19 protein-coding genes and 1 other annotated feature are annotated in these 20,886 nt (G+C 60.2%); of the genes, 11 read left to right on the plus strand and 8 right to left on the minus strand.

Going from position 1 to position 20,886, the window contains the following annotated elements; translation table 11 throughout:
* Positions 1 to 21 precede the first annotated feature (21 nt).
* Positions 22 to 1,305, plus strand: a complete 1,284-nt coding sequence (gene nadR, locus IMX17_RS15900; protein WP_182265267.1) for a multifunctional transcriptional regulator/nicotinamide-nucleotide adenylyltransferase/ribosylnicotinamide kinase NadR — start codon at positions 22 to 24, stop codon at positions 1,303 to 1,305.
* Between the two features lie 123 nt (positions 1,306 to 1,428).
* Complete coding sequence (locus tag IMX17_RS15905) at positions 1,429 to 2,862, plus strand: glycosyltransferase family 39 protein (protein ID WP_193549968.1); 1,434 nt, start codon at positions 1,429 to 1,431, stop codon at positions 2,860 to 2,862.
* 31 nt (positions 2,863 to 2,893) lie between these two features.
* Here the strand turns inward: IMX17_RS15905 and IMX17_RS15910 are convergent, their stop codons facing one another.
* Positions 2,894 to 3,895: a zinc-binding alcohol dehydrogenase family protein gene (locus IMX17_RS15910; RefSeq protein ID WP_193549969.1), complete on the minus strand. Its 1,002-nt coding sequence runs from the start codon at positions 3,893 to 3,895 to the stop codon at positions 2,894 to 2,896.
* Positions 3,896 to 3,992: 97 nt separating this feature from the next.
* Between IMX17_RS15910 and IMX17_RS15915 the strand changes: the two genes are divergently transcribed.
* Positions 3,993 to 4,904, plus strand: a complete 912-nt coding sequence (locus IMX17_RS15915; protein ID WP_094143788.1) for a LysR family transcriptional regulator — start codon at positions 3,993 to 3,995, stop codon at positions 4,902 to 4,904.
* Between the two features lie 29 nt (positions 4,905 to 4,933).
* On the opposite strand, the gene ettA is transcribed toward IMX17_RS15915, so the two are convergent.
* The 4 genes from ettA to IMX17_RS15935 all read right to left on the minus strand — a co-directional run bounded on the left by ettA (position 4,934) and on the right by IMX17_RS15935 (position 9,135).
* Positions 4,934 to 6,601, minus strand: coding sequence for an energy-dependent translational throttle protein EttA (ettA, locus tag IMX17_RS15920; protein ID WP_033649135.1), 1,668 nt, complete (start codon positions 6,599 to 6,601; stop codon positions 4,934 to 4,936).
* A gap of 142 nt (positions 6,602 to 6,743) precedes the next feature.
* Entirely contained in the window at positions 6,744 to 7,241 is a 498-nt protein-coding gene (locus IMX17_RS15925; protein WP_033641803.1) for an OmpA family protein, read from the minus strand.
* Positions 7,242 to 7,279: 38 nt separating this feature from the next.
* Complete coding sequence (locus IMX17_RS15930) at positions 7,280 to 8,527, minus strand: diguanylate cyclase domain-containing protein (RefSeq protein ID WP_046898093.1); 1,248 nt, start codon at positions 8,525 to 8,527, stop codon at positions 7,280 to 7,282.
* Positions 8,524 to 9,135, minus strand: coding sequence for a YfiR family protein (locus tag IMX17_RS15935; protein WP_033651698.1), 612 nt, complete (start codon positions 9,133 to 9,135; stop codon positions 8,524 to 8,526). Before IMX17_RS15935 ends, IMX17_RS15930 begins: the two co-directional genes overlap by 4 nt.
* Before the next feature lie 632 nt (positions 9,136 to 9,767).
* Between IMX17_RS15935 and sltY the strand changes: the two genes are divergently transcribed.
* Both sltY and trpR read left to right on the plus strand, forming a co-directional pair.
* Positions 9,768 to 11,696: a murein transglycosylase gene (sltY, locus tag IMX17_RS15940; RefSeq protein WP_046898094.1), complete on the plus strand. Its 1,929-nt coding sequence runs from the start codon at positions 9,768 to 9,770 to the stop codon at positions 11,694 to 11,696.
* 54 nt (positions 11,697 to 11,750) lie between these two features.
* Positions 11,751 to 12,080 carry a trp operon repressor gene (gene trpR, locus IMX17_RS15945; RefSeq protein ID WP_016929152.1) on the plus strand — a complete coding sequence of 110 codons (330 nt, stop codon included), beginning with the start codon at positions 11,751 to 11,753 and terminating at the stop codon, positions 12,078 to 12,080.
* A gap of 11 nt (positions 12,081 to 12,091) precedes the next feature.
* Here trpR and yjjX read toward each other — a convergent pair whose 3' ends face one another.
* Positions 12,092 to 12,610, minus strand: a complete 519-nt coding sequence (gene yjjX, locus IMX17_RS15950) for an inosine/xanthosine triphosphatase (protein WP_033641807.1) — start codon at positions 12,608 to 12,610, stop codon at positions 12,092 to 12,094.
* A gap of 101 nt (positions 12,611 to 12,711) precedes the next feature.
* On the opposite strand from yjjX, the gene gpmB reads away from it, so the two are divergent.
* A complete protein-coding gene (gene gpmB, locus IMX17_RS15955) occupies positions 12,712 to 13,359 on the plus strand; it encodes a 2,3-diphosphoglycerate-dependent phosphoglycerate mutase GpmB (protein ID WP_025305227.1) in 648 nt (215 codons plus the stop codon).
* On the opposite strand, the gene robA is transcribed toward gpmB, so the two are convergent.
* Complete coding sequence (gene robA / locus IMX17_RS15960) at positions 13,356 to 14,225, minus strand: MDR efflux pump AcrAB transcriptional activator RobA (RefSeq protein WP_033641808.1); 870 nt, start codon at positions 14,223 to 14,225, stop codon at positions 13,356 to 13,358. The genes gpmB and robA overlap by 4 nt on opposite strands.
* A 342-nt stretch (positions 14,226 to 14,567) precedes the next feature.
* Between robA and creA the strand changes: the two genes are divergently transcribed.
* Positions 14,568 to 15,047, plus strand: coding sequence for a protein CreA (gene creA / locus IMX17_RS15965; protein ID WP_033641809.1), 480 nt, complete (start codon positions 14,568 to 14,570; stop codon positions 15,045 to 15,047).
* A 51-nt stretch (positions 15,048 to 15,098) separates the two neighbouring features.
* Here creA and arcA read toward each other — a convergent pair whose 3' ends face one another.
* Complete coding sequence (gene arcA, locus IMX17_RS15970) at positions 15,099 to 15,815, minus strand: two-component system response regulator ArcA (protein ID WP_004933003.1); 717 nt, start codon at positions 15,813 to 15,815, stop codon at positions 15,099 to 15,101.
* Between the two features lie 629 nt (positions 15,816 to 16,444).
* Here arcA and IMX17_RS15975 point away from each other — a divergent pair.
* The 4 genes from IMX17_RS15975 (at position 16,445) to thrB (ending at position 20,886) form a co-directional block, all read left to right on the plus strand.
* Complete coding sequence (locus IMX17_RS15975; RefSeq protein ID WP_046898095.1) at positions 16,445 to 17,134, plus strand: tRNA/rRNA methyltransferase; 690 nt, start codon at positions 16,445 to 16,447, stop codon at positions 17,132 to 17,134.
* A gap of 212 nt (positions 17,135 to 17,346) precedes the next feature.
* Complete coding sequence (thrL, locus tag IMX17_RS15980) at positions 17,347 to 17,415, plus strand: thr operon leader peptide (protein ID WP_099785730.1); 69 nt, start codon at positions 17,347 to 17,349, stop codon at positions 17,413 to 17,415.
* Positions 17,354 to 17,471 (plus strand) — a sequence feature (Thr leader region). It overlaps the preceding gene by 62 nt.
* A gap of 24 nt (positions 17,472 to 17,495) precedes the next feature.
* Positions 17,496 to 19,955: a bifunctional aspartate kinase/homoserine dehydrogenase I gene (thrA, locus tag IMX17_RS15985; protein ID WP_033641811.1), complete on the plus strand. Its 2,460-nt coding sequence runs from the start codon at positions 17,496 to 17,498 to the stop codon at positions 19,953 to 19,955.
* A gap of 1 nt (position 19,956) precedes the next feature.
* Entirely contained in the window at positions 19,957 to 20,886 is a 930-nt protein-coding gene (gene thrB, locus IMX17_RS15990; RefSeq protein WP_044029724.1) for a homoserine kinase, read from the plus strand.

The following is a 20,886-nucleotide window of genomic DNA, read 5'->3' on the forward strand; positions in this document are numbered from 1 at the left end:
GCATACTAAACGGAGGTGGCCATGCCGCAATTTGATTACCTGAAGACGTCCATCAAGCAAAAGGGCTGCACGTTGCAGCAGGTGGCGGATGCCAGCGGCATGACCAAAGGCTATCTCAGCCAGCTGTTGAACGACAAGATCAAAAGTCCGAGCGCGCAAAAGCTGGAGGCGCTGCACCGTTTTCTCGGGCTTGAGTTCCCGCGCAAAGAGGTCAAAGTCGGCGTGGTGTTTGGTAAATTTTACCCGCTGCACACCGGCCACATCTATCTGATCCAGCGCGCCTGCAGCCAGGTGGATGAGCTGCACGTCATTTTGTGCCACGACGAGCCGCGTGACCGTGAGCTGTTCGAAAACAGTTCGATGTCGCAACAGCCGACGGTCAGCGATCGCCTGCGCTGGCTGCTGCAGACCTTCAAGTACCAGAAAAACATCCATATCCACTCGTTCGACGAGCAGGGCATCGAACCCTACCCGCACGGCTGGAACGTGTGGAGCGACGGCATGAAGGCCTTTATGGAACAGAAGGGCATCGTGCCGAGCTTCATCTATTCCAGCGAAGCGCAGGATGCGCCGCGCTACCGCGAGCATTTGGGCATCGAAACCATTTTGGTCGACCCCGAACGCTCGTTCATGAACATCAGCGGCAATCAGATCCGTCAGGATCCGTTCCGTTATTGGGATTACATCCCGACCGAGGTGAAACCGTTCTTCGTGCGCACCGTGGCGATCCTCGGCGGCGAGTCGAGCGGCAAATCGACGCTGGTCAACAAGCTGGCCAACATCTTCAACACCACCAGCGCCTGGGAATATGGCCGCGATTACGTGTTCTCGCACCTGGGCGGCGACGAGATGGCGTTGCAGTACTCCGACTACGACAAAATTGCCCTCGGGCAGGCGCAATACGTGGATTTCGCGGTCAAGTACGCCAACAAGGTGGCGTTTATCGATACCGATTTCGTCACCACCCAGGCGTTTTGCAAAAAGTACGAAGGGCGTGAGCATCCCTTCGTGCAGGCGCTGATCGACGAATACCGCTTCGATCTGGTGATCCTGCTGGAAAACAACACGCCGTGGGTGGCGGACGGCCTGCGCAGTCTCGGCAGCACCGCCGATCGCCTGGCGTTCCAGCGCCTGCTGGAGGAGATGCTGCGCGCCAACAACATCGAGTACGTGCACGTTGAGTCCAGCGATTACGAAGAGCGCTTCCTGCGTTGTGTCGAGCTGGTGCAACAGCTGCTGGCGGCGGACGCCGGCCGGCTGGCGAATGCGCCCGCCCAGCGCCACGCCGCAGGCGGAAAAAATTAGCGTAATGTGCGATCGCGCGGCAGAAACGGCCGCTCGGACGCACATTTAACGGCTTGTTTAAACATGGTTCATTCGGTAGCGACTAAGTTAAGATTTTCTTTACAATAACGCTCAGAAGAAGACATGTCTTATCGCTTACTTGCTCTCTGGTTGGTCTGCTATGCCGCAGCCTGGACGCTGCTGACGGTTCATCTTGATCCTACCCTGCCCTACGACGCCGTCGAGGCGCTCAACTGGGGCCTCAACGGCGAGTGGGGCTCACCGAAAAATCCTTGGTTGGTCGGTGCAGCGATGCAGCCGGCGATCTGGCTGTCGTGGCTGCCGCTAAACGTTTACTGGTACGGCGGGCACTTCATCGCCATCGCCATCGGCATGTTGGGCGTCTGGCTGCTGGCGCGACGCCTGAGCGGCAGCACTTCGCTGGCCTGGATGGCGCTGCTGACGCTCAATCTGTCCGGCATCATCAATTTCGACATCATTCCATACAACGACAACTACCTGTTGGTGATGCTGTGGCCGTGGATGGCGCTGTTCTTCCACATGGCAATTTCCCGTTCGGCCAACTGGTGGCCGGCCTTCGCGTTGGCCGCCGGTCTGGCGATGATGGCCAAGTATTCGACCTTCGCCTTCGTCTATTTCGCGGCGCTGTCGACGCTGTTCGTGCCGCAGATCCGCCGCTGCTATCGCCAGCCGCAGTTCTATCTGGCGGTGGCGATCTGGCTGGCGTTGGTGCTGCCGAACGTATTCTGGCTGTGGAACCACGACTTCGCCGCCTTTAAGTGGGTGGATTCGCAGATCAAGATGCAGCTCAATCTCGACATGCTGCAATCGCTGCTGCTGGTGTTCTATCCGTCGCTGGTGCTGTGGCTGATCCTGCGCCGCAGCGGGGCGGTGCTGGCCTGGCCGAAAGCCTTGCCGATGCGGGTGCTGCTGTGGATCTACCTGCTGCCGCTCGGCATCATTACCTTTTGGTTCTCCTTCAACGTCGGCGGCCGCTTGACCGAGTGGCTGCAGCCGTTCTTCATGCTGGCGCCCGCGCTGCTGGTCGGCTGCGTGCGTCAGCCGCCGGTGCGTTCGCTGCGGGCGGCGACTATTGGGCTGATGTGCGCGGCGCTGGCGGTCTATCTGGGGTATGCCGCGGTGATGCTGGGCAACGTGCGCAATGCCGGTCAGAAGATGGTGGGCATCAAGGCGTTCAGCGCCAGGGTGGAACAGCTGTGGCAGGAGCGGTACGGCGTCAGTCTGCGTTACGTCGGCGGCGAATACCTGTCGCAGTGGATGACGGTGTATGCCGGTTCCCGGCCGCAGACCATTACGCGCTGGTCCAATCATACGCGGCCGAACATCTACAACGTCAACATCAGCTATCCGCAGATTGCGCAGCATGGCGTCGCCTTGTTCGGTCGGTTGGGTGAAGACTGCGCGCACAGCGACTTCGGCGGCGAGTTGGCCCACTGGCCGAAGATACGCCTCGACTGGCAGCAGACGCTGACGTTCCGCGCCGATCCGCAGAGCGACGAGCAGGTGTTGTGCGTCGGCTTCGTTCGCCCGCAGTAACGGCGGCGCAGAACGCCGCCGCGATGCGAACTCAGTAAGCGATAACCAGCTTGCCTTGCATATGGCCGCCGAGCAGCTGCTGGTGCGCGGCGGTCAGCGTGTCTACCGACAGCCCGTGCAGGGTTGCGCTCAGCGTGGTGCTCAGCTTGCCGTCGTCCAGCAGTTGCGCCACCTGCTGCAGGATCCGGCCTTGCTGCGCGATGTCCGGGGTGGTGAACATGCTGCGGGTGAACATGAATTCCCAGTGCAGCGCGGCGCTTTTCAGCTTCAGCGCGTTTTGATCCAACGGCTGCGCGTTCTCGACGATGGTGCAGATATGGCCGAGCGGCGCGATCAGTTCGGCCATCGCCGGCCAGTGGCCGTCGGTATCGTTCAGACAGAGGATGTAATCCACCTGCTCGATGCCGTGTTGCGCCAGGTTGCCCTTCAAATCGCGGTAGTCCACCACCAGGTCGGCGCCCCGCTCGCGGCACCAGGCGGCGGATTCAGGTCTTGATGCGGTGGCGATCACTTTCACCTTGCTGCGCAGCGCGGCCAGCGGAATGGCCAACGAGCCGACGCCGCCGGCGCCGCCGATGATCAGCAGCGTCTTGTGCTCCGGCGCGTCCTGAATATTCAGGTGTTCGAACAGCGCCTCCCAGGCGGTGAGGGCGGTCAGCGGCATGGCGGCGGACTCGGCCCAGTTCAGGCTGCGCGGTTTGTGCGCGGCGATGCGCGAGTCGATCAGTTGGTGGCTGCTGTTGCTGCCGGGGCGGGTGATGTCGCCGGCGTACCACACTTCATCGCCGGGCTTGAAGCCGCTGACGCTGCTGCCTGCGCTCACCACGACGCCGCTGGCGTCCCAGCCGAGAATGCGCGGCTGCTGCAGGCCGTTTTTCTGCAGACCGGCGTGCACTTTGGTGTCCACCGGGTTGACCGACGCCGCTTTCACTTCCACCAGCAGATCGTACTGGCCGGGCACCGGCATCTCCGGTGAGATTTCGATGAAATCGGCGGGGTTCTGCGGGTCTACGGCAATGGCTTTTATCGACATGATTGTACTCCTTTCAAATGATGCCCCCAGTGTAGACCCGCGACAGTGGGGTGATAAGATGGACAATATCTAACGGAGTGTTCGTTTAAGGTGAACAATGGAATTCAAACAACTGCAGGACATGGCGTTGTTCGCGCTGGTGGCGGAGTGCGGCAGTTTTACCGCCGCCGCGCAGCGCGTTGGGTTGCCGAAATCCAGCGTCAGCCAGCGCATCAGCCAGCTCGAGCAGACGCTGGGGCTACGGCTGCTCAATCGCACCACGCGCCAGCTGAACCTGACCTTCGCCGGCGAGCGCTATCTGGAACACTGCCAGGCGATGATGTCCGCCGCCGAGCGGGCCGATCTGGCGCTGCAGCGGCTGCGCGACAACCCGAGCGGCCGCCTGCGCATCTCGACGCCGGCCGGGCTGGGCGCGACCCTGGTGGCGCGGCTGGCGGCGGATTTTCAGCGCCAGTACCCGGACGTATCGCTGGAGGTGTCGGTATCCGACGCGATGGTGGATCTGGTGCAGGAAGGCTTCGACGCCGCGCTGCGAACCGGCAAGCCGCAGGATTCTTCGCTGATCGGCCGCCGCCTCGGGTATGCGCCGCGCTATCTGCTGGCTGCGCCGTCCTATCTGGCGCAGCACCCGCCGATCGAACACCCGCAGCAGCTGCAGCAGCATCGCTGCATTGCCCACCGCGCCTGGACGGCCTGGAACCTGCGCTGCGGCGACGATTATTACCGCTGGCAGTTGCCGCTGGCGCACACCACCGACAATCTGCTGTATGCGCGCGAATGCGCTATCGCCGGCGCGGGGATCACGCTGCTGCCGGCGTTTCTCAGCCGCGAGGTGGTGGCGCAGAAGCTGTTGGTGGAGGTGTTGCCGGCCTGGCGCGCAGAAGGGAATGAACTGTATCTGGTCTACCCGAGCCGCAAGCTAAATTCCCCGGCGCTGGCCTGTTTCATCGATGTGGTATTGCAGCACCCGGCGTTTGACGACTACGCGCGCGAGCTGACGCAGGAGTAAAAAAGGCGCCGCATGCGGCGCCTTGAGGATTACTTGGCGATCTTTTTGTACTTGATGCGGTGCGGCTCGAGCGCGTCGGCGCCCAGCGTACGCTTCTTGTACTCTTCGTACTCGGTGAAGTTGCCTTCGAAGAATTCCACCTTGCCCTCGTCCTGGTAGTCCAGGATGTGGGTGGCGATACGGTCGAGGAACCAACGGTCGTGCGAGATCACCATGGCGCAGCCTGGGAATTCCAGCAGGGCGTTTTCCAGCGCGCGCAGGGTTTCGATATCCAGGTCGTTGGTCGGTTCATCGAGCAGCAGCACGTTGCCGCCAACCTGCAGCAGCTTGGCCAGGTGCAGACGGCCACGCTCACCGCCGGACAGCTCGCCCACGCGTTTGCCCTGATCGACGCCCTTGAAGTTGAAGCGGCCGACATAGGCGCGGCTCGGCATCTCGGTGTTGCCGATGCGCATGATGTCCTGCCCGCCGGAGACCTCTTCCCACACGGTTTTCGAACCGTCCATGCTGTCGCGGAACTGATCGACGGACGCCAGCTTGACGGTATCGCCCAGCACGATGCTGCCGGAATCAGGCTGCTCCTGACCGGACATCATGCGGAACAGCGTGGATTTACCCGCGCCGTTCGGGCCGATGATGCCGACGATCGCCCCTTTTGGCACCGAGAACGACAGGTCGTCGATCAACAGGCGGTCGCCATAGGACTTACGCAGGTTGCTGACTTCGACCACTTTATCGCCCAGGCGCGCGCCAGGTGGAATGAACAGTTCGTTAGTTTCGTTACGTTTTTGGTATTCGGTGTTGTTCAGCTCTTCAAAGCGGGCCAGACGGGCCTTGCCTTTGGACTGGCGGCCTTTGGTACCCTGGCGCACCCACTCCAGCTCTTTCTCGATCGACTTGCGACGAGCGGCTTCGGCGGACGCTTCCTGCGCCAGACGTGCGTCTTTCTGCTCCAGCCAGGACGAGTAGTTGCCTTCCCACGGAATGCCTTCGCCGCGGTCCAGTTCGAGGATCCAGCCGGCCACGTTATCCAGGAAGTAACGGTCGTGGGTGATCGCCACGACGGTGCCTTCGAAGTCGTGCAGGAAGCGTTCCAGCCAGGCCACGGACTCGGCGTCCAGGTGGTTGGTCGGTTCGTCCAGCAGCAGCATGTCCGGCTTTTCGAGCAGCAGGCGGCACAGCGCGACGCGGCGGCGTTCACCCCCGGACAGATGGGCGATTTTGGCGTCCCAGTCCGGCAGGCGCAGCGCATCGGCGGCGCGTTCCAGCTGCGCGTTGAGGTTGTGACCGTCGTGCGCCTGAATGATCTCTTCCAGGCGGCCCTGTTCGGCGGCCAGCTTGTCGAAGTCTGCGCCTTCTTCCGCGTACAGTGCGTACACTTCGTCCAGGCGTTTCAGCGCGCCGACCACTTCTGCCAGCGCTTCTTCCACCGACTCACGCACGGTGTGTTCGAGGTTAAGCTGCGGCTCCTGCGGCAGATAACCGATCTTGATGCCCGGCTGCGGGCGCGCTTCCCCTTCGATATCGGTATCGATGCCGGCCATGATGCGCAGCAGGGTGGACTTACCGGCGCCGTTAAGGCCCAGTACGCCGATTTTTGCCCCAGGGAAGAAGCTCAGGGAGATGTTTTTCAAAATATGACGCTTCGGCGGTACCACTTTGCCGACGCGGTGCATGGTATAGACGTATTGAGCCACGTTGCTCTAAGCCTCTCTATATCAGTATTTATAGGATGTCTGGCGGCATGAGTGTAGCCCGTTTCGATCTTGGATCCCAGACATCGCTCAGCGATCGCTAAGTATAACCTTTTATGCGCCGATAAAGGCGCATATTGGTGGCTTATGGCGTGACGACGATCGCGACGCGGCGGTTTTCCGCGCGGCCGCTGGAGGTGCGGTTGTCGGCGACGGGATCGCGCTTGCCCATGCCGCGGGTTTCGATGTTGGCACGCGGAATACCGACGCTGGCCAGCAGATCGGCCACCGCATCGGCGCGGCGCAGGGAGAGCTGATCGTTATAGCTGTCTTCGCCGTAGTTGTCGGTATGGCCGTCCAGACGGAACTTGGTGATGCCGACGCTCAGCAGCGCGCGGCCCATCTTCTGCACCGTCTCGGTGCTTTCCGGGTTCAGCTTGCCGATGTTGTTGCCGAACAGCACTTTATCCGACAGGCCGAATTCCCAACCGTTGTCGGTCAGTTTGAAGCCCTGCGATTGCAGCAGCGCAACCTGCTCGGGCGTCAGGCCTTGCGGCTTGCTCTGGCAACCGGCGAGCGCCAGCAGGGCGACGAACGCCATCGTCAGCAGTGAAAAACGGCCTTTAAACAGTTGCTGTATCATAGTCAAAATCCCTAGTTCAAGTGTTATAGCCGGGGCTCTTATTTATGTATAGCCAGCCGCCAGCCTCCGTTATAACGATGCTTTGCCTGATACATCGCATCGTCAGCTTCGTGCAAAAGACCCTGAGGCGTCGACGCGTGATCAGGGTACAGCGCAATGCCGATACTCAGAGAGGTAATGATCGTCTCGTCGTTCGGTAAAATAACCGGTTGCCTCATGCAATCGATGATGTTGTCGGCGATCTGTAAGACATCTTCCGTGCTGTGCACCGGCGCCAGCAGTACGGCGAATTCATCTCCTCCCAGGCGTGCGACCAGATCGGTTTCACGCAGCTGCGCGCGAATGCGTCCGGCAATGGTGGTCAGCACCGCATCGCCCGCGGCGTGACCGTAACTGTCGTTTACTTCCTTGAAGCGATCGCCGTCGATAAACAGCACCGCCAATTTCGCCGGTGGCGCGATATCGCCCAGGGCGCGGCTCAGCCGGCCTTCGAAGAAGGCGCGGTTCGGCAAGCCGGTCAGGCTGTCGTGCGTCGCCCGGTGAGCCAGCGAGTCGTTTTCCTGCTTCAGATGGGCCTGCCAGGCCTCCAGTTCATCGAGCAAGCCATTGAAATCATTGCTGAGCTCATGCAGCTCGGCGATCGGCGCCGAGGGCACCCGCAGGCCGAAGGTGCGATCTCGCCGCACCGCATGCGCCACGTTGGCGATGTCGTCCAACGAGCTGACGATGCCGACCAGCATGCGGCGCGACAACACCAGGGCGCACAGGGTACTGAGCACCATGCAGGCGATCATGCCGACCAGCCCGCGCAACAGGAAACGCAACAGGCTGCCGCCGTTGCCGCTCAGCCAGACCTGGCCGACCTGTTTGCCCTCGTGGGAGATAGGCAGGATGACCGGCTCGGGCAGCGCCCAGTGGGCGATAACCTGCTCCATGCCGTGCAGCGGGCCATCTTTGGGACGATGCCAACTAACCAGCACGTCACCGGCGTTGTTCAAAATTTTGGCCTCCGACACCTCTTCTTTGGCGGCGATCAGCACCATCGCCTCGCGAATGTAGGGGCGATCGCCAAACACCACTGCCGCTTCAACCGTATAGCTGATGGAACGCGCGATCAGGTGCAGGTTGTGGTTGGCGTAGGCGCGCAGCGCGAACAGCGCCACCAGCGTCAGAAAGATGCCGGCGGTGCCGACGGCGATCAATGCCAGCCCAAGATGCACCCGCTGCAGCACTCGGCCCAACGTCGGGCGCGCATTGCCGGAACGGTTTCTACGCAACAGCCTCATAGCGGCGGGGCCTGTTTGCGCGCCAGCTGCAGCACGTTGGGGTGAACGCGCACGCCGCTGCGCGCCAGGGCGTCCAGGTTGACCTTGAAGCCGGCCTGGTCGCCGTTGATCTGCAGGCAAAATGCGCTGCCGGCGGAGCATTCGCTATCGTTCTCGCTGATGCTGAGAATGGAGTTGCCGGAAATGCGCTGCATGAAATTTTGTCTCTGCGCGGCGTTGATGTTCCCTAAATAGATGACATCGCAGCCGGTACTCAGCGTCGGGCTGTCGAACGGCACGCGTTCGGTTTTAATCGGACGCGGCGCGCTGAGCAGGATCGGATCGAACAGCCCCTCGGCATACTGGGTGGGTGCGGTCACGCACAACCGGATCGGATTGGGTTCACGTGACCAGCGGGCGTAGCTGATGATGCCTACCACCACGGTCGTCACGGCGTGCGTGCGCTGTTGATAGGGATCATCGGCGGCGCGCGCAGGCCCGGGCAACGTCAGCAGCGCCAACAAAACGATCAGCAACAGGCGGCCGATATTCAGGCGTGCGGCAAGGAAGCCCGGCACGGGGCTTTTTGCGCAACGCATCGTTATCGCGGTATTACTCGCCATCTTCACCCGCCATTCCGGCCTGATCCACCGCCCGCAGGCCGTGGCCCGACAAGTAAAAATCCGGCCCGCTTGAAGGGACAATCGTTTTGCTGAAAGCTGTCAGTCGCACTGCCTAATGAACACTATCTACCCATAATTGGCGCGGATTGTATTATAAGATGTCTTCGTTGGGCGCTTTATGTGCTGTTTTCTCGGAATTATCCTACTTATTTTTGATAGTATAAAAATGCCCTCTCGGGTTTGCCACCGCTTTTCTGCAAAGTTGGCGCGTTTGGCCAGCTGTCAGGCGATTTGCGCAATGTCGGCGTTATCTCTTAAATGCAATAATGTGATAACTAATAATTAGAAAGTATTTTACTTTTCCAATAAATGCCGCTGCGGCTAATAAAAATCCGGCCGGCGATAATATCCCGCCGCCCTGATTTGTCAGCCAAAGTAAACGTTTTTTACCTGGCTCCGATCATGGCGATACACTTCTTCTTCTACAGTATTGAATGGATGAGCGATTGCGCTGTCTATGGTAGATATCTGCGTCCGGGCCGTGCGCCCGGTTTTATTTTGTTCTGCGGCGCCGTGGCGCGGCGGTCTCCGGGGAGCTGGGCGGCTCCCGCGGCACAATCAGTGAGGAAAGAGCGAGGATGGTCAAGGTGGACAAGCGACGGCTGTTGGCGATGGGGCTGTGCCTGACGGCGTTTTCCGGCGCGGCGCTGGCGGATTCTCTGGATGCGCAACGTCAGCGCTACCAGCAGATCAAGCAAGCGTGGGACGGCAATCAGATGGACGTGGTGGCGCAGCTGATGCCGACGCTGCGCGATTACCCGCTTTATCCTTATCTGGAATACCGCGAGCTGACTCAGGATCTGAGTCAGGCGGGGTTCTCCGAAGTGAACGACTTTATCAAACGCAACCCGACGCTGCCGCCGGCGAAATCGCTGGCGCCGCGCTTCGTCAATGAACTGGCGCGGCGCGAAGATTGGCGCACCCTGTTGGCCTTCAGCCCGCAGCCGCCTAAACCGGTGGCGGCACGCTGCAACTATTACTACGCCAAATGGGCCACCGGCGATCAGCAGGCGGCCTGGAGCGGCGCCGACGAGCTGTGGCTGAACGGCAAAACGCTGCCGGGCGCCTGCGATCGGCTGTTCAGCGTCTGGCGCGGCGCGGGCAAGCAGACGCCGCTCGATATTCTGGCGCGCATGAAGCTGGCGCTGAAAGAGGGTAACAGCTCGCTGGTCAGCAACCTCTACAGCCAGTTGCCGGCCGATTACCAAACCATGGGCAACGCTCTGGTGCGCTTGCAAAACGACCCGACCACCGTGGAAGCCTTCGCCCGCAGCGTGGGGCCGACCGATTTTACCCGCGCGGCCACCGGCATCGCCTTTGAGCGCCTGGCGCGACAGGATGTGGAAAACGCGCGGGCGATGATCCCGACGCTCGCGCGGCTGCAGAAAATGAGCGACGAGGAGCGGCTGGGGCTGGAAGAGGCGGTGGCCTGGCGTCTGATGGGCAGCGACGCCACCCTGGAACAGGCGCAGTGGCGCGATCAGGTGATTCTGCGCAGCCGTTCGCCTTCGTTACTGGAGCGTCGGGTGCGGATGGCGCTGGGCAACGGCGATCGGCAGGGCGTCGCGACCTGGCTGGCTCGCTTGCCGGAAGAGTCGCGCAACAAGGATGAGTGGCGCTACTGGCGCGCCAGTCAGCTGATGGACGAAGGCAAACGCGCCGAAGGCGAGGAAATGTTGCGCAACCTGATGACCGAACGCGGCTTCTACCCGATGGTGGCGGCGCAGAAGCTGAACGCGACCTATCCGGTGATGGTGGCGGTGGCAGCCAAGCCGCGCGCGTCGCTGACCGACGGGCCGGAAGTGGCCCGAGTGCGCGAGCTAATGTACTGGAATATGGACAACCTGGCCCGCAGCGAGTGGGGTTCCTATGTCGCCAGCCGCAGCCGGCCTGAACAAGAGGCGCTGGCGCGTTACGCCTTTGAGCAAAAATGGGCCGATCTGAGCGTGCAGGCGACTATCGTCGGCAAGCTGTGGGATCATCTGGAAGAGCGTTTCCCGGTCGCCTGGCCGCAGGAGTTCCGCCGCGCGACCGATGACAAAGGGATCACCAGCAGCTATGCGATGGCGATCGCGCGTCAGGAGAGCGCCTGGAATCCGAAGGCGCAGTCGCCGGTCGGCGCCTCCGGCCTGATGCAGGTCATGCCGCGCACCGCGCAGCATACGGTGCAGATGTACAATATTCCCGGCTATGTGGGGCCGAGCCAATTGTTCGATCCGCAGACCAACATCACCATCGGCACCAGCTATCTGGAGTCGGTCTATCAGCAGTTCGGCCGCAACCGCATTCTGTCGAGCGCCGCTTATAACGCCGGCCCGTCGCGAGTGAACACCTGGCTGGGGAACAGCGCGGGGCGGATCGATCCGGTCGCGTTCATCGAAAGCATTCCGTTCTCGGAGACCCGCGGCTACGTCAAGAACGTGCTGGCTTACGATGCGTTTTACCGCTATCTGACGCACCGGCCGGCCAAGGTGCTGACCGACGCCGAGTGGCAGAGACGTTATTGATTTTGACGGCCCTATGGTATGCTGCTGTACTAGTTAAATAGTATGGTGGCTGCCATGACGCAATTATCGTTAAACGACCCCGCTCTTTCAGAACAAGGCAATGAGGATTGGCTGCGCTTCGTCGCGCTGCTGCAGAATTCGTTTGCGCAAGAACTGCATCAACCGCTGTTGCAATTGATGCTGACGCCGGACGAGCGCACCGCGCTGGGCACCCGGGTGCGGATCATTCAGGAACTGATGCGCGGCGAGATGAGCCAGCGCGAGCTGAAAAATGAACTGGGCGCGGGGATCGCCACCATCACCCGCGGTTCTAACAGCCTGAAAGCGGCTTCACCGGCGCTGAAACAGTGGCTTGAGCAGCAGCTGCTGCACGACGCGCCCTAGCAGACTCTGCGTTATTGCTGATAGATGGCGTTGTGGAACGGCACCAGCGCCAGCAGCAGCGCCTGATGATAAACGCTGGTGCGGCTCAGCCGGCCGTCGGTGAAAACGCCGATGGCGCCGCCCTGGCGCTTCACCTCGGCGTTGCCGGTGATCGTCGCCATTTCGCTGCCCAATTCGCGGCCTTCGCGAATACCTTGTAAGATGACTTCCGGCAGCATTAGGCTCGCCGAGCGGGATTCGCCGCGGATGGACGGGTTCTCGATGGTCATCCAGGCGAAGGTCATATTCTCCTCAATCCCGGCTTCCACGCCGACCCAAAAATCGGCCTCGGGCCTGACCTGGCGCGCTTCCATCACGCGTTGACGCGCACCGGTGCGCGTTTCGTGATTGCCTATCGGCTGCAGCGAAACGCCGCTGGCGACGTCGACGGGTTCAATGCGGTATTGGCCTGCGCCGAAGACGTCATCGAAGGCCAATTGAATAGCCTTGATCTTTGCCGGGTTGGTAGTTGCAGCGACAACATGGTACATAACGGGTTTGATATCCTTCTGGCCGATACGCCGGGCAGCGGCAAAAGCGTCGCCGGGCCGGGGATAAACGCAAATTTCACGCAGTATAACGGAAAACAAAAATGTTACAGGTATACCTCGTTCGCCACGGCGAAACGGAATGGAACGCGGCTCGCCGCATCCAGGGTCAGTCCGACAGCCCGTTAACCGCCATGGGGGAACACCAGGCCCGTCTGGTCGCCAGGCGCGTCAGTAAAGAAGGCATTACGCATATCATTACCAGCGACCTGGGGCGTACGCGCCGCACCGCGCAGATCATCGCCGAAGCCTGTGGCTGCGAAGTGATTGGCGATCCGCGTTTGCGTGAGCTGCACATGGGGGTTCTGGAAGAACGCCTGATCGACAGTTTGACGCCGCAGGAAGAACAGTGGCGCAAACAGATGGTCGATGGTACTCCTGACGGCCGTATCCCTCAAGGCGAATCCATGGAGGAGCTCGGCGAGCGCATGCGCGCCGCGCTGGAGAGCTGCCTGATGCTGCCGGAGGGCAGCAAGCCGCTGCTCGTCAGCCATGGCATCGCGTTGGGGTGTTTGATCAGTACGGTGCTTGGGCTGCCGGCCTATGCGGAACGTCGCCTGCGCTTGCGCAACTGCTCACTGTCGCGCGTCGATCACCAGCAGAGCCCGTGGCTGGCTTCCGGCTGGATCGTCGAAACGGCGGGCGATGTCACGCATCTGGACATGCCCGCGTTGGACGAACTGCAGCGTTAACGTCGAATCGGGATCAGGTAATCGCACTTGATCTCGGTAGGCGCCTGATGCGGACGGCGCTCGCCTTTCGGGTAGAAGCGCTCGATGTCGTGCCCTTTGCGGCGCGTCAGTTTGAGCTCCGGCAGGCAAGTGCCGTAGACCGTCAGGATAAAGTCCTGCAGGCCTCCGATGGGCCCTTCATAGCTGAACATTGCAAATTCGCCGCCCGGCAGCACCAGCGGTTGAACTTCCTGCACTTTATCAGGCACCTGATCCGGCTCCAGCGCCGTGGTGTACAGCACTTCCTGTTCGTCGTCCTTCTCCTGGCTCGGACGCGAGTGGTGCAACCCGTACAGCACCGGCGGCAAGGTTTCGACTTCGCCGAGGAACTGGCGCCAGAACTGCGAGCGCAGTTCGGTGCGCACGGTGGTGATCTGTTCCAGCGTGCAGGAGTAGCTTTGCGTCAGGCCGACCAGATGCTTATCCGGCAACGAGAGGAACTCGGGCTGCGGCAGAGTGAAGGCCCCCAGACGGATCGGCGGACAGATGCCGAACGCGTTCCAGTCTTCGGCGCGGCGGTACAGCGCCGGCGTTTGCGCAAACTGTTTCTTGAAGGCGCGCGTGAAGGTCTGCTGCGAGTCGAAGCGATATTGCAGAGCGATATCCAAAATCGGCCGGCTGGTCAGGCGCAGCGCGACGGCGGCCTTGGACAGCCTTCTTGCCCGGATGTAAGCACCGATGGCATTACCGGTAATATCTTTGAACATCCGTTGCAGGTGCCATTTGGAGTAGCCGGCCTTGGCCGCCACGTTATCCAGCGACAAGGGTTGGTCCAAATGGCTTTCCAGCCAGCTAAGCAGATCACGAATGATACCGGCTTGATCCATAGATCTTCCTCGTAAAGCTTGGGGGTAGGAACCCGAACTGTTGATTCGTCACGCTGGTGCTGCGCTATCAGACCGATCCATGAGCCATTATGCGTTGCACTCTTTGCCTCTGCTGCGCATGCCGCGCCAGAGTTGGATTGGGGTACACCGTAGTGGGCGCAAAGAAATAACGACGCCGCATCATAGCAATTTTTTTCCTCCGCGACTCTCAAAGATTTTTGTCACGCTCTGTGCTAAAACGGACGGTGCGGACCCGTAAAAACCCGATTCCGTGAGCTTAGACATAAATAATGGTGATCGCCGGGCCCATTTTCGCGGCAAGGTTATATCGGAGTTAAGTAAATGAAAAAAAGCTGGATATTTTTATTCGGTTTGGTTTGCGCAACCGTGGGAAGCGCACAGGCGGAGCAAGTGGGTTCCGTTGATACGGTGTTTAAATTGTTGGGGCCGGACCACAAAATCGTGGTCGAAGCGTTCGACGATCCGGATGTTAAAAATGTAACTTGTTATATCAGCCGCGCCAAAACCGGCGGCATCAAAGGCGGGCTGGGCCTGGCGGAAGATACCGCCGACGCGGCCATTTCCTGCCAGCAGGTCGGGCCTATCGAGCTGAGCGACAAGATCAAAAACGGCAAGGCGGAAGGCGATGTGGTGTTCCAGAAACGCACGTCGCTGGTGTTCAAGAAGCTGCAGGTGGTGCGCTTCTACGACGCCAAACGCAATTCGCTGATCTACCTGAGCTACTCCGACAAGGTGATCGACGGCTCGCCGAAGAATGCGCTGAGCGCGGTGCCGATCATGCCGTGGGCTGAGGCAAAATAAAAAAACGGGGTTCAGCATGCTGAACCCCGTTTTCATGACGGCAGGCTGGAATTACTCTTCCAGATCGCCGCAGAAGCGGTAGCCTTCGCCGTGGATGGTGGCGATGATTTCCGGCGTGTCCGGCGTCGATTCGAAGTGCTTGCGAATGCGACGGATGGTGACGTCCACGGTGCGGTCATGCGGCTTCAGCTCGCGGCCGGTCATCTTCTTCAGCAGTTCGCCGCGGGACTGGATCTTGCCCGGGTTTTCGCAGAAGTGCAGCATGGCGCGGAATTCACTGCGCGGCAGCTTGTACTGTTCGCCGGCCGGGCTGATCAAAGAGCGGCTGTTGATGTCCAGCTCCCATCCGTTGAATTTGTAGCTCTCGACCAGGCGGCGCTCTTCGCCGAGGCTGCCTAGATTCATGGTGCGCGACAGCAGGTTGCGCGCGCGGATGGTCAGCTCACGCGGGTTGAACGGTTTGGTGATGTAATCGTCGGCGCCGATTTCCAGGCCGAGAATCTTATCCACCTCGTTATCGCGGCCGGTCAGGAACATCAAGGCGACGCTGGCCTGTTCACGCAGTTCGCGCGCCAACAGCAGGCCGTTTTTGCCTGGTAGATTGATGTCCATGATGACCAGATTGATATCATTTTCAGACAGGATATTGTGCATCTCTGCACCATCATTGGCTTCATGAACAATGTAGCCTTCCGCCTCGAAAATGCTCTTCAGGGTGTTACGAGTGACTAACTCGTCTTCGACAATCAGAATGTGCGGGGTCTGCATATTTGCTACCTAAAATTGCCAACAAAATAGAAAATAGGAAGTACAGAAGTCTCTGTTTTCTTAGAGGAGGGCAGAGATAGCGCCACGTTCCCTCTCAGCAAATGACTAAAGTACGTAAACTCGTTCTTGATGCACTTTCCATCTCATGTCAACAAGATCGCTAGCCTGGTGGGGATGCCGTTCCCTACAACCCCTTGGGTGCTAAAACGGCGCATATCCTAACCCCATTAACAGCAATATAACAGCGCGTGCCGAATTCATCACCCAACAAAACTACGCTTTGTTGACATATATCAAATTCAATTGTAGCACGTTAACAGATTTGTGAAAAACACTTACAGAAATGCCAGTTTAAGTCACAGAACCTCAAATTCTGTGAACGATTCAGCATTATCCGGCCCGATAGGATACAATTATTCGCTTATTGATCATCGCGTTGTTTTAACTCATTGATAAATAAATGCAGTAAAACATAAGCATGAATAATGACTATTACGACAGGTTTATTAGCTCAACGAGCCGTTTAATCTTGTTTGTTGCTATTAACGCGTTTATTGTTACTCAATTGTAAATACATGCGGGCGCTGCGCTATCGTCAAAAACGCAGGCCCGCCTTCGGTGGAAGAGTGATGCAGCTTCATATTGTTCTAGTGGCTCCGGCGCGGCCGGAAAACGTCGGCGCGGCGGCGCGCGCGATGAAAACCATGGGTTTCGCTTCGTTGCGCATTGTCGACAGCGAGGCGCATCTGCAGCCGGCGGCGCGCTGGGTGGCACATGGGGCCGGCGAGATCCTCGACGGCGTGCAAACGTTCGCCACGCTGGAACAGGCGCTGGCGGATGTGGATTTCACCGTCGCCACCACCGCCCGCAGTCGCGCGCGTTTTCACTACTACTGCACGCCGCCTGAGCTGCTGGAACAGCTGAGTGAGCGTAAGCAGTGGGTCGGCCAGGCCGCGCTGGTATTCGGCCGCGAAGATTCCGGCCTGACCAACGAAGAGCTGGCGCTGGCGGATTTGCTGACCGGCGTGCCGATGCTGGCGGACTATCCGTCGCTCAACCTGGGCCAGGCGGTGATGGTGTACTGCTACCAGTTGGCGAGCCTGATGGGCGTCAACGCCGCGCCGCAGGAGGCTGCGGCGCCTGAAGGGCAACTCAGGGCGTTGCGCCGCCGCGCCGATGCCTTGTTGGATACTCTGGAGGTCGGCGATGACCAAAAATTGCGCGACTGGCTGCACCAGCGCCTCGGTGCGTTGCCGCAGCGAGATACGGCGATGCTGCATACGCTGCTGCACGACATCGAAAAAAAACTCGCCAAGTGATAGCGGCTCCAGCAGGCGGTTACTCAGTGTGATCCACTATTAAACCGGCTTTAGGTTGTTTTTTTGTTCTGTCATTTTGCTTTTCACCTGTTGCATCGCGCATTACCGCCGCTGAACGGAAAATAAGCAAAAAAAAGAAATCGTTTGACTTGGGATTGCGATTGCTTTAACCAATAGAGGGGACAGAGTATTTCATGAGACAGACAGACAACATGCGCAATATCAGCCTGACTACCACAATTATTACCACCACCGATACCACAGGTAACGGGGCGGGCTGACGCGCACAGGAAACACAGAAAAAAGCCCGCACCTAATCAGTGCGGGCTTTTTTTTCGGCTTAAATTCGGAGAGATCACAAATGCGAGTGCTGAAATTTGGCGGAACCTCGGTAGCGAATGCGGAACGTTTTCTGCGCGTCGCCGACATCATGGAGAGTAACGCGCGTCAGGGACAGGTAGCCACGGTCTTGTCCGCCCCCGCAAAGATCACCAACCATCTGGTGGCGATGATCGATAAAACGGTGGCGGGCCAGGACATTCTGCCGAATATGAGCGACGCCGAGCGGATCTTTGCCGACTTGCTGAGCGGGCTGGCGCAGGCGCTGCCGGGCTTTGAATACGATCGTTTGAAAGGCGTGGTCGATCAGGAATTCGCGCAGCTCAAACAGGTGCTGCATGGCGTCTCGCTGCTGGGGCAGTGCCCGGACAGCGTGAACGCGGCGATCATCTGCCGCGGCGAAAAGCTCTCCATCGCCATCATGGAAGGGGTGTTCCGCGCCAAAGGCTACCCGGTCACGGTGATTAACCCGGTGGAGAAACTGCTGGCGCAGGGCCACTACCTGGAGTCCACCGTGGACATCGCCGAGTCTACGCTGCGCATCGCCGCCGCGGCGATCCCGGCCGATCACATCGTGCTGATGGCCGGTTTCACCGCCGGTAACGACAAGGGCGAGCTGGTGGTGCTGGGCCGCAACGGCTCCGACTATTCCGCCGCGGTGCTGGCCGCCTGCCTGCGCGCCGACTGTTGCGAGATTTGGACTGACGTCGACGGCGTTTATACCTGCGATCCGCGCACCGTGCCGGACGCCAGGTTACTGAAATCGATGTCGTACCAGGAAGCGATGGAGCTTTCCTATTTCGGCGCCAAAGTGTTACACCCCCGCACCATCACTCCGATTGCTCAGTTCCAAATCCCTTGCCTGATTAAAAACACCTCCAACCCGCAGGCCCCCGGCACGCTGATCGGCAAAGACAGCACCGATGCCGATATGCCGGTGAAGGGCATCACCAACCTGAACAACATGGCGATGATCAACGTCTCCGGCCCGGGCATGAAAGGCATGGTCGGCATGGCCGCACGGGTCTTCGCCGTGATGTCGCGCGCCGGCATTTCGGTGGTGCTGATCACCCAATCCTCTTCCGAATACAGCATCAGCTTCTGCGTGCCGCAGGGTGAACTGCAGCGCGCTCGTCGCGCGCTGGAAGAGGAGTTCTATCTGGAGCTGAAAGACGGCGTGCTGGATCCGCTGGACGTGATGGAACGCCTGGCGATCATCTCGGTGGTCGGCGACGGCATGCGCACCCTGCGTGGCATTTCCGCTCGCTTCTTCTCCGCGCTGGCGCGCGCCAACATCAATATCGTCGCCATCGCCCAAGGATCTTCCGAACGTTCCATTTCGGTGGTGGTCAGCAATGATTCCGCCACCACCGGAGTGCGCGTCAGCCACCAGATGCTGTTCAACACCGATCAGGTGATCGAAGTGTTCGTCATCGGCGTTGGCGGCGTCGGCGGGGCGTTGATCGAGCAGATCTATCGTCAGCAGCCGTGGCTGAAGCAAAAACATATCGATCTGCGGGTGTGCGGCATCGCCAACTCGCGCGTGATGCTGACCAACGTGCACGGCATCGCGCTCGACAGCTGGCGCGACGCGCTGGCCGGCGCGCAGGAGCCGTTCAATCTCGGCCGTCTGATCCGGCTGGTGAAGGAATATCACCTGCTGAACCCGGTGATCGTCGACTGTACCTCCAGTCAAGCGGTGGCCGATCAGTACGTGGACTTCCTGGCGGACGGCTTCCATGTGGTGACGCCGAACAAAAAGGCCAACACCTCGTCGATGAACTATTATCAGCAGCTGCGCGCTGCCGCCGCCGGTTCGCACCGCAAGTTCCTGTACGACACCAACGTCGGCGCCGGTCTGCCGGTGATTGAGAACCTGCAAAACCTGCTGAACGCCGGCGATGAGCTGGTACGTTTCTCCGGCATCCTGTCCGGCTCGCTGTCCTTTATCTTCGGCAAGCTGGACGAAGGGCTGTCGCTGTCGGCCGCGACCCTGCAGGCCCGGGCCAACGGCTACACCGAGCCGGATCCGCGCGACGATCTGTCCGGGATGGACGTGGCGCGCAAGCTGCTGATCCTGGCGCGCGAGGCCGGTTATAAACTGGAACTGAGCGATATCGAGGTCGAGCCGGTGCTGCCGCCGTCCTTCGACGCGTCGGGCGACGTGGACACCTTCCTGGCGCGGTTGCCGGAGCTGGATAAAGAGTTCGCGCGCAACGTGGCCAACGCCGCCGAGCAAGGCAAGGTGCTGCGCTATGTCGGCCTGATCGACGAAGGGCGCTGCAAGGTGCGCATTGAGGCGGTGGACGGCAACGATCCGTTGTATAAAGTGAAGAACGGCGAGAACGCGCTGGCCTTCTACAGCCGCTACTATCAACCGTTGCCGCTGGTGCTGCGCGGCTACGGCGCCGGTAACGATGTGACCGCAGCGGGCGTATTCGCCGATCTGCTGCGCACACTGTCATGGAAGTTGGGAGTTTAATATGGTTAAGGTGTATGCACCGGCCTCGATCGGCAACGTCAGCGTCGGTTTCGACGTGCTGGGCGCGGCGGTTTCGCCGATCGACGGCACGCTGCTGGGCGACTGTGTCAGCGTCGAAGCCGCCGAGACGTTCAGTTTGCAGAATGCCGGGCGCTTCGTCAGCAAGCTGCCGGCTGAGCCGAAAGAGAACATCGTTTATCAATGCTGGGAGCGCTTCTGCCAGGAGATCGGCCGCGAAGTGCCGGTGGCGATGCGTTTGGAAAAGAACATGCCGATCGGATCGGGGCTGGGTTCCAGCGCCTGTTCGGTGGTCGCCGGGCTGATGGCGATGAACGAATTCTGCGATCGTCCGTTGGATAAGACGACGCTGCTCGGCCTGATGGGCGAGCTGGAAGGGCGCATTTCCGGCAGCGTGCATTACGACAACGTGGCGCCTTGCTATCTGGGCGGCCTGCAGCTGATGCTGGAAGAAGAAGGCATTATCAGCCAGGAGGTGCCGTGCTTTGACGATTGGCTGTGGGTTATGGCCTATCCGGGCATCAAGGTCTCCACCGCCGAAGCGCGCGCCATTTTACCCGCGCAATACCGTCGTCAGGATTGCATCAGCCACGGCCGCTACCTGGCCGGCTTTATTCACGCCTGCCATACCCGGCAGCCGCAGCTGGCCGCCAAATTGATGCAGGACGTGATCGCCGAACCGTACCGCACCCGGCTGCTGCCGGGCTTCGCCGAAGCGCGCAAGGCGGCGCAGGAGATCGGCGCGTTGGCCTGCGGCATCTCCGGCTCTGGCCCGACGCTGTTCGCCGTCTGCAACGACGTCGCCACCGCGCAACGCATGGCCGCCTGGCTGCAACAACACTATCTGCAAAACGACGAAGGTTTTGTTCATATTTGCCGTCTGGATACCGCAGGCGCTCGACTACTGGGATAA

This window comes from Serratia sp. X3, from assembly GCF_014982455.1.
GTDB classification, from domain to species: domain Bacteria; phylum Pseudomonadota; class Gammaproteobacteria; order Enterobacterales; family Enterobacteriaceae; genus Serratia; species Serratia ureilytica.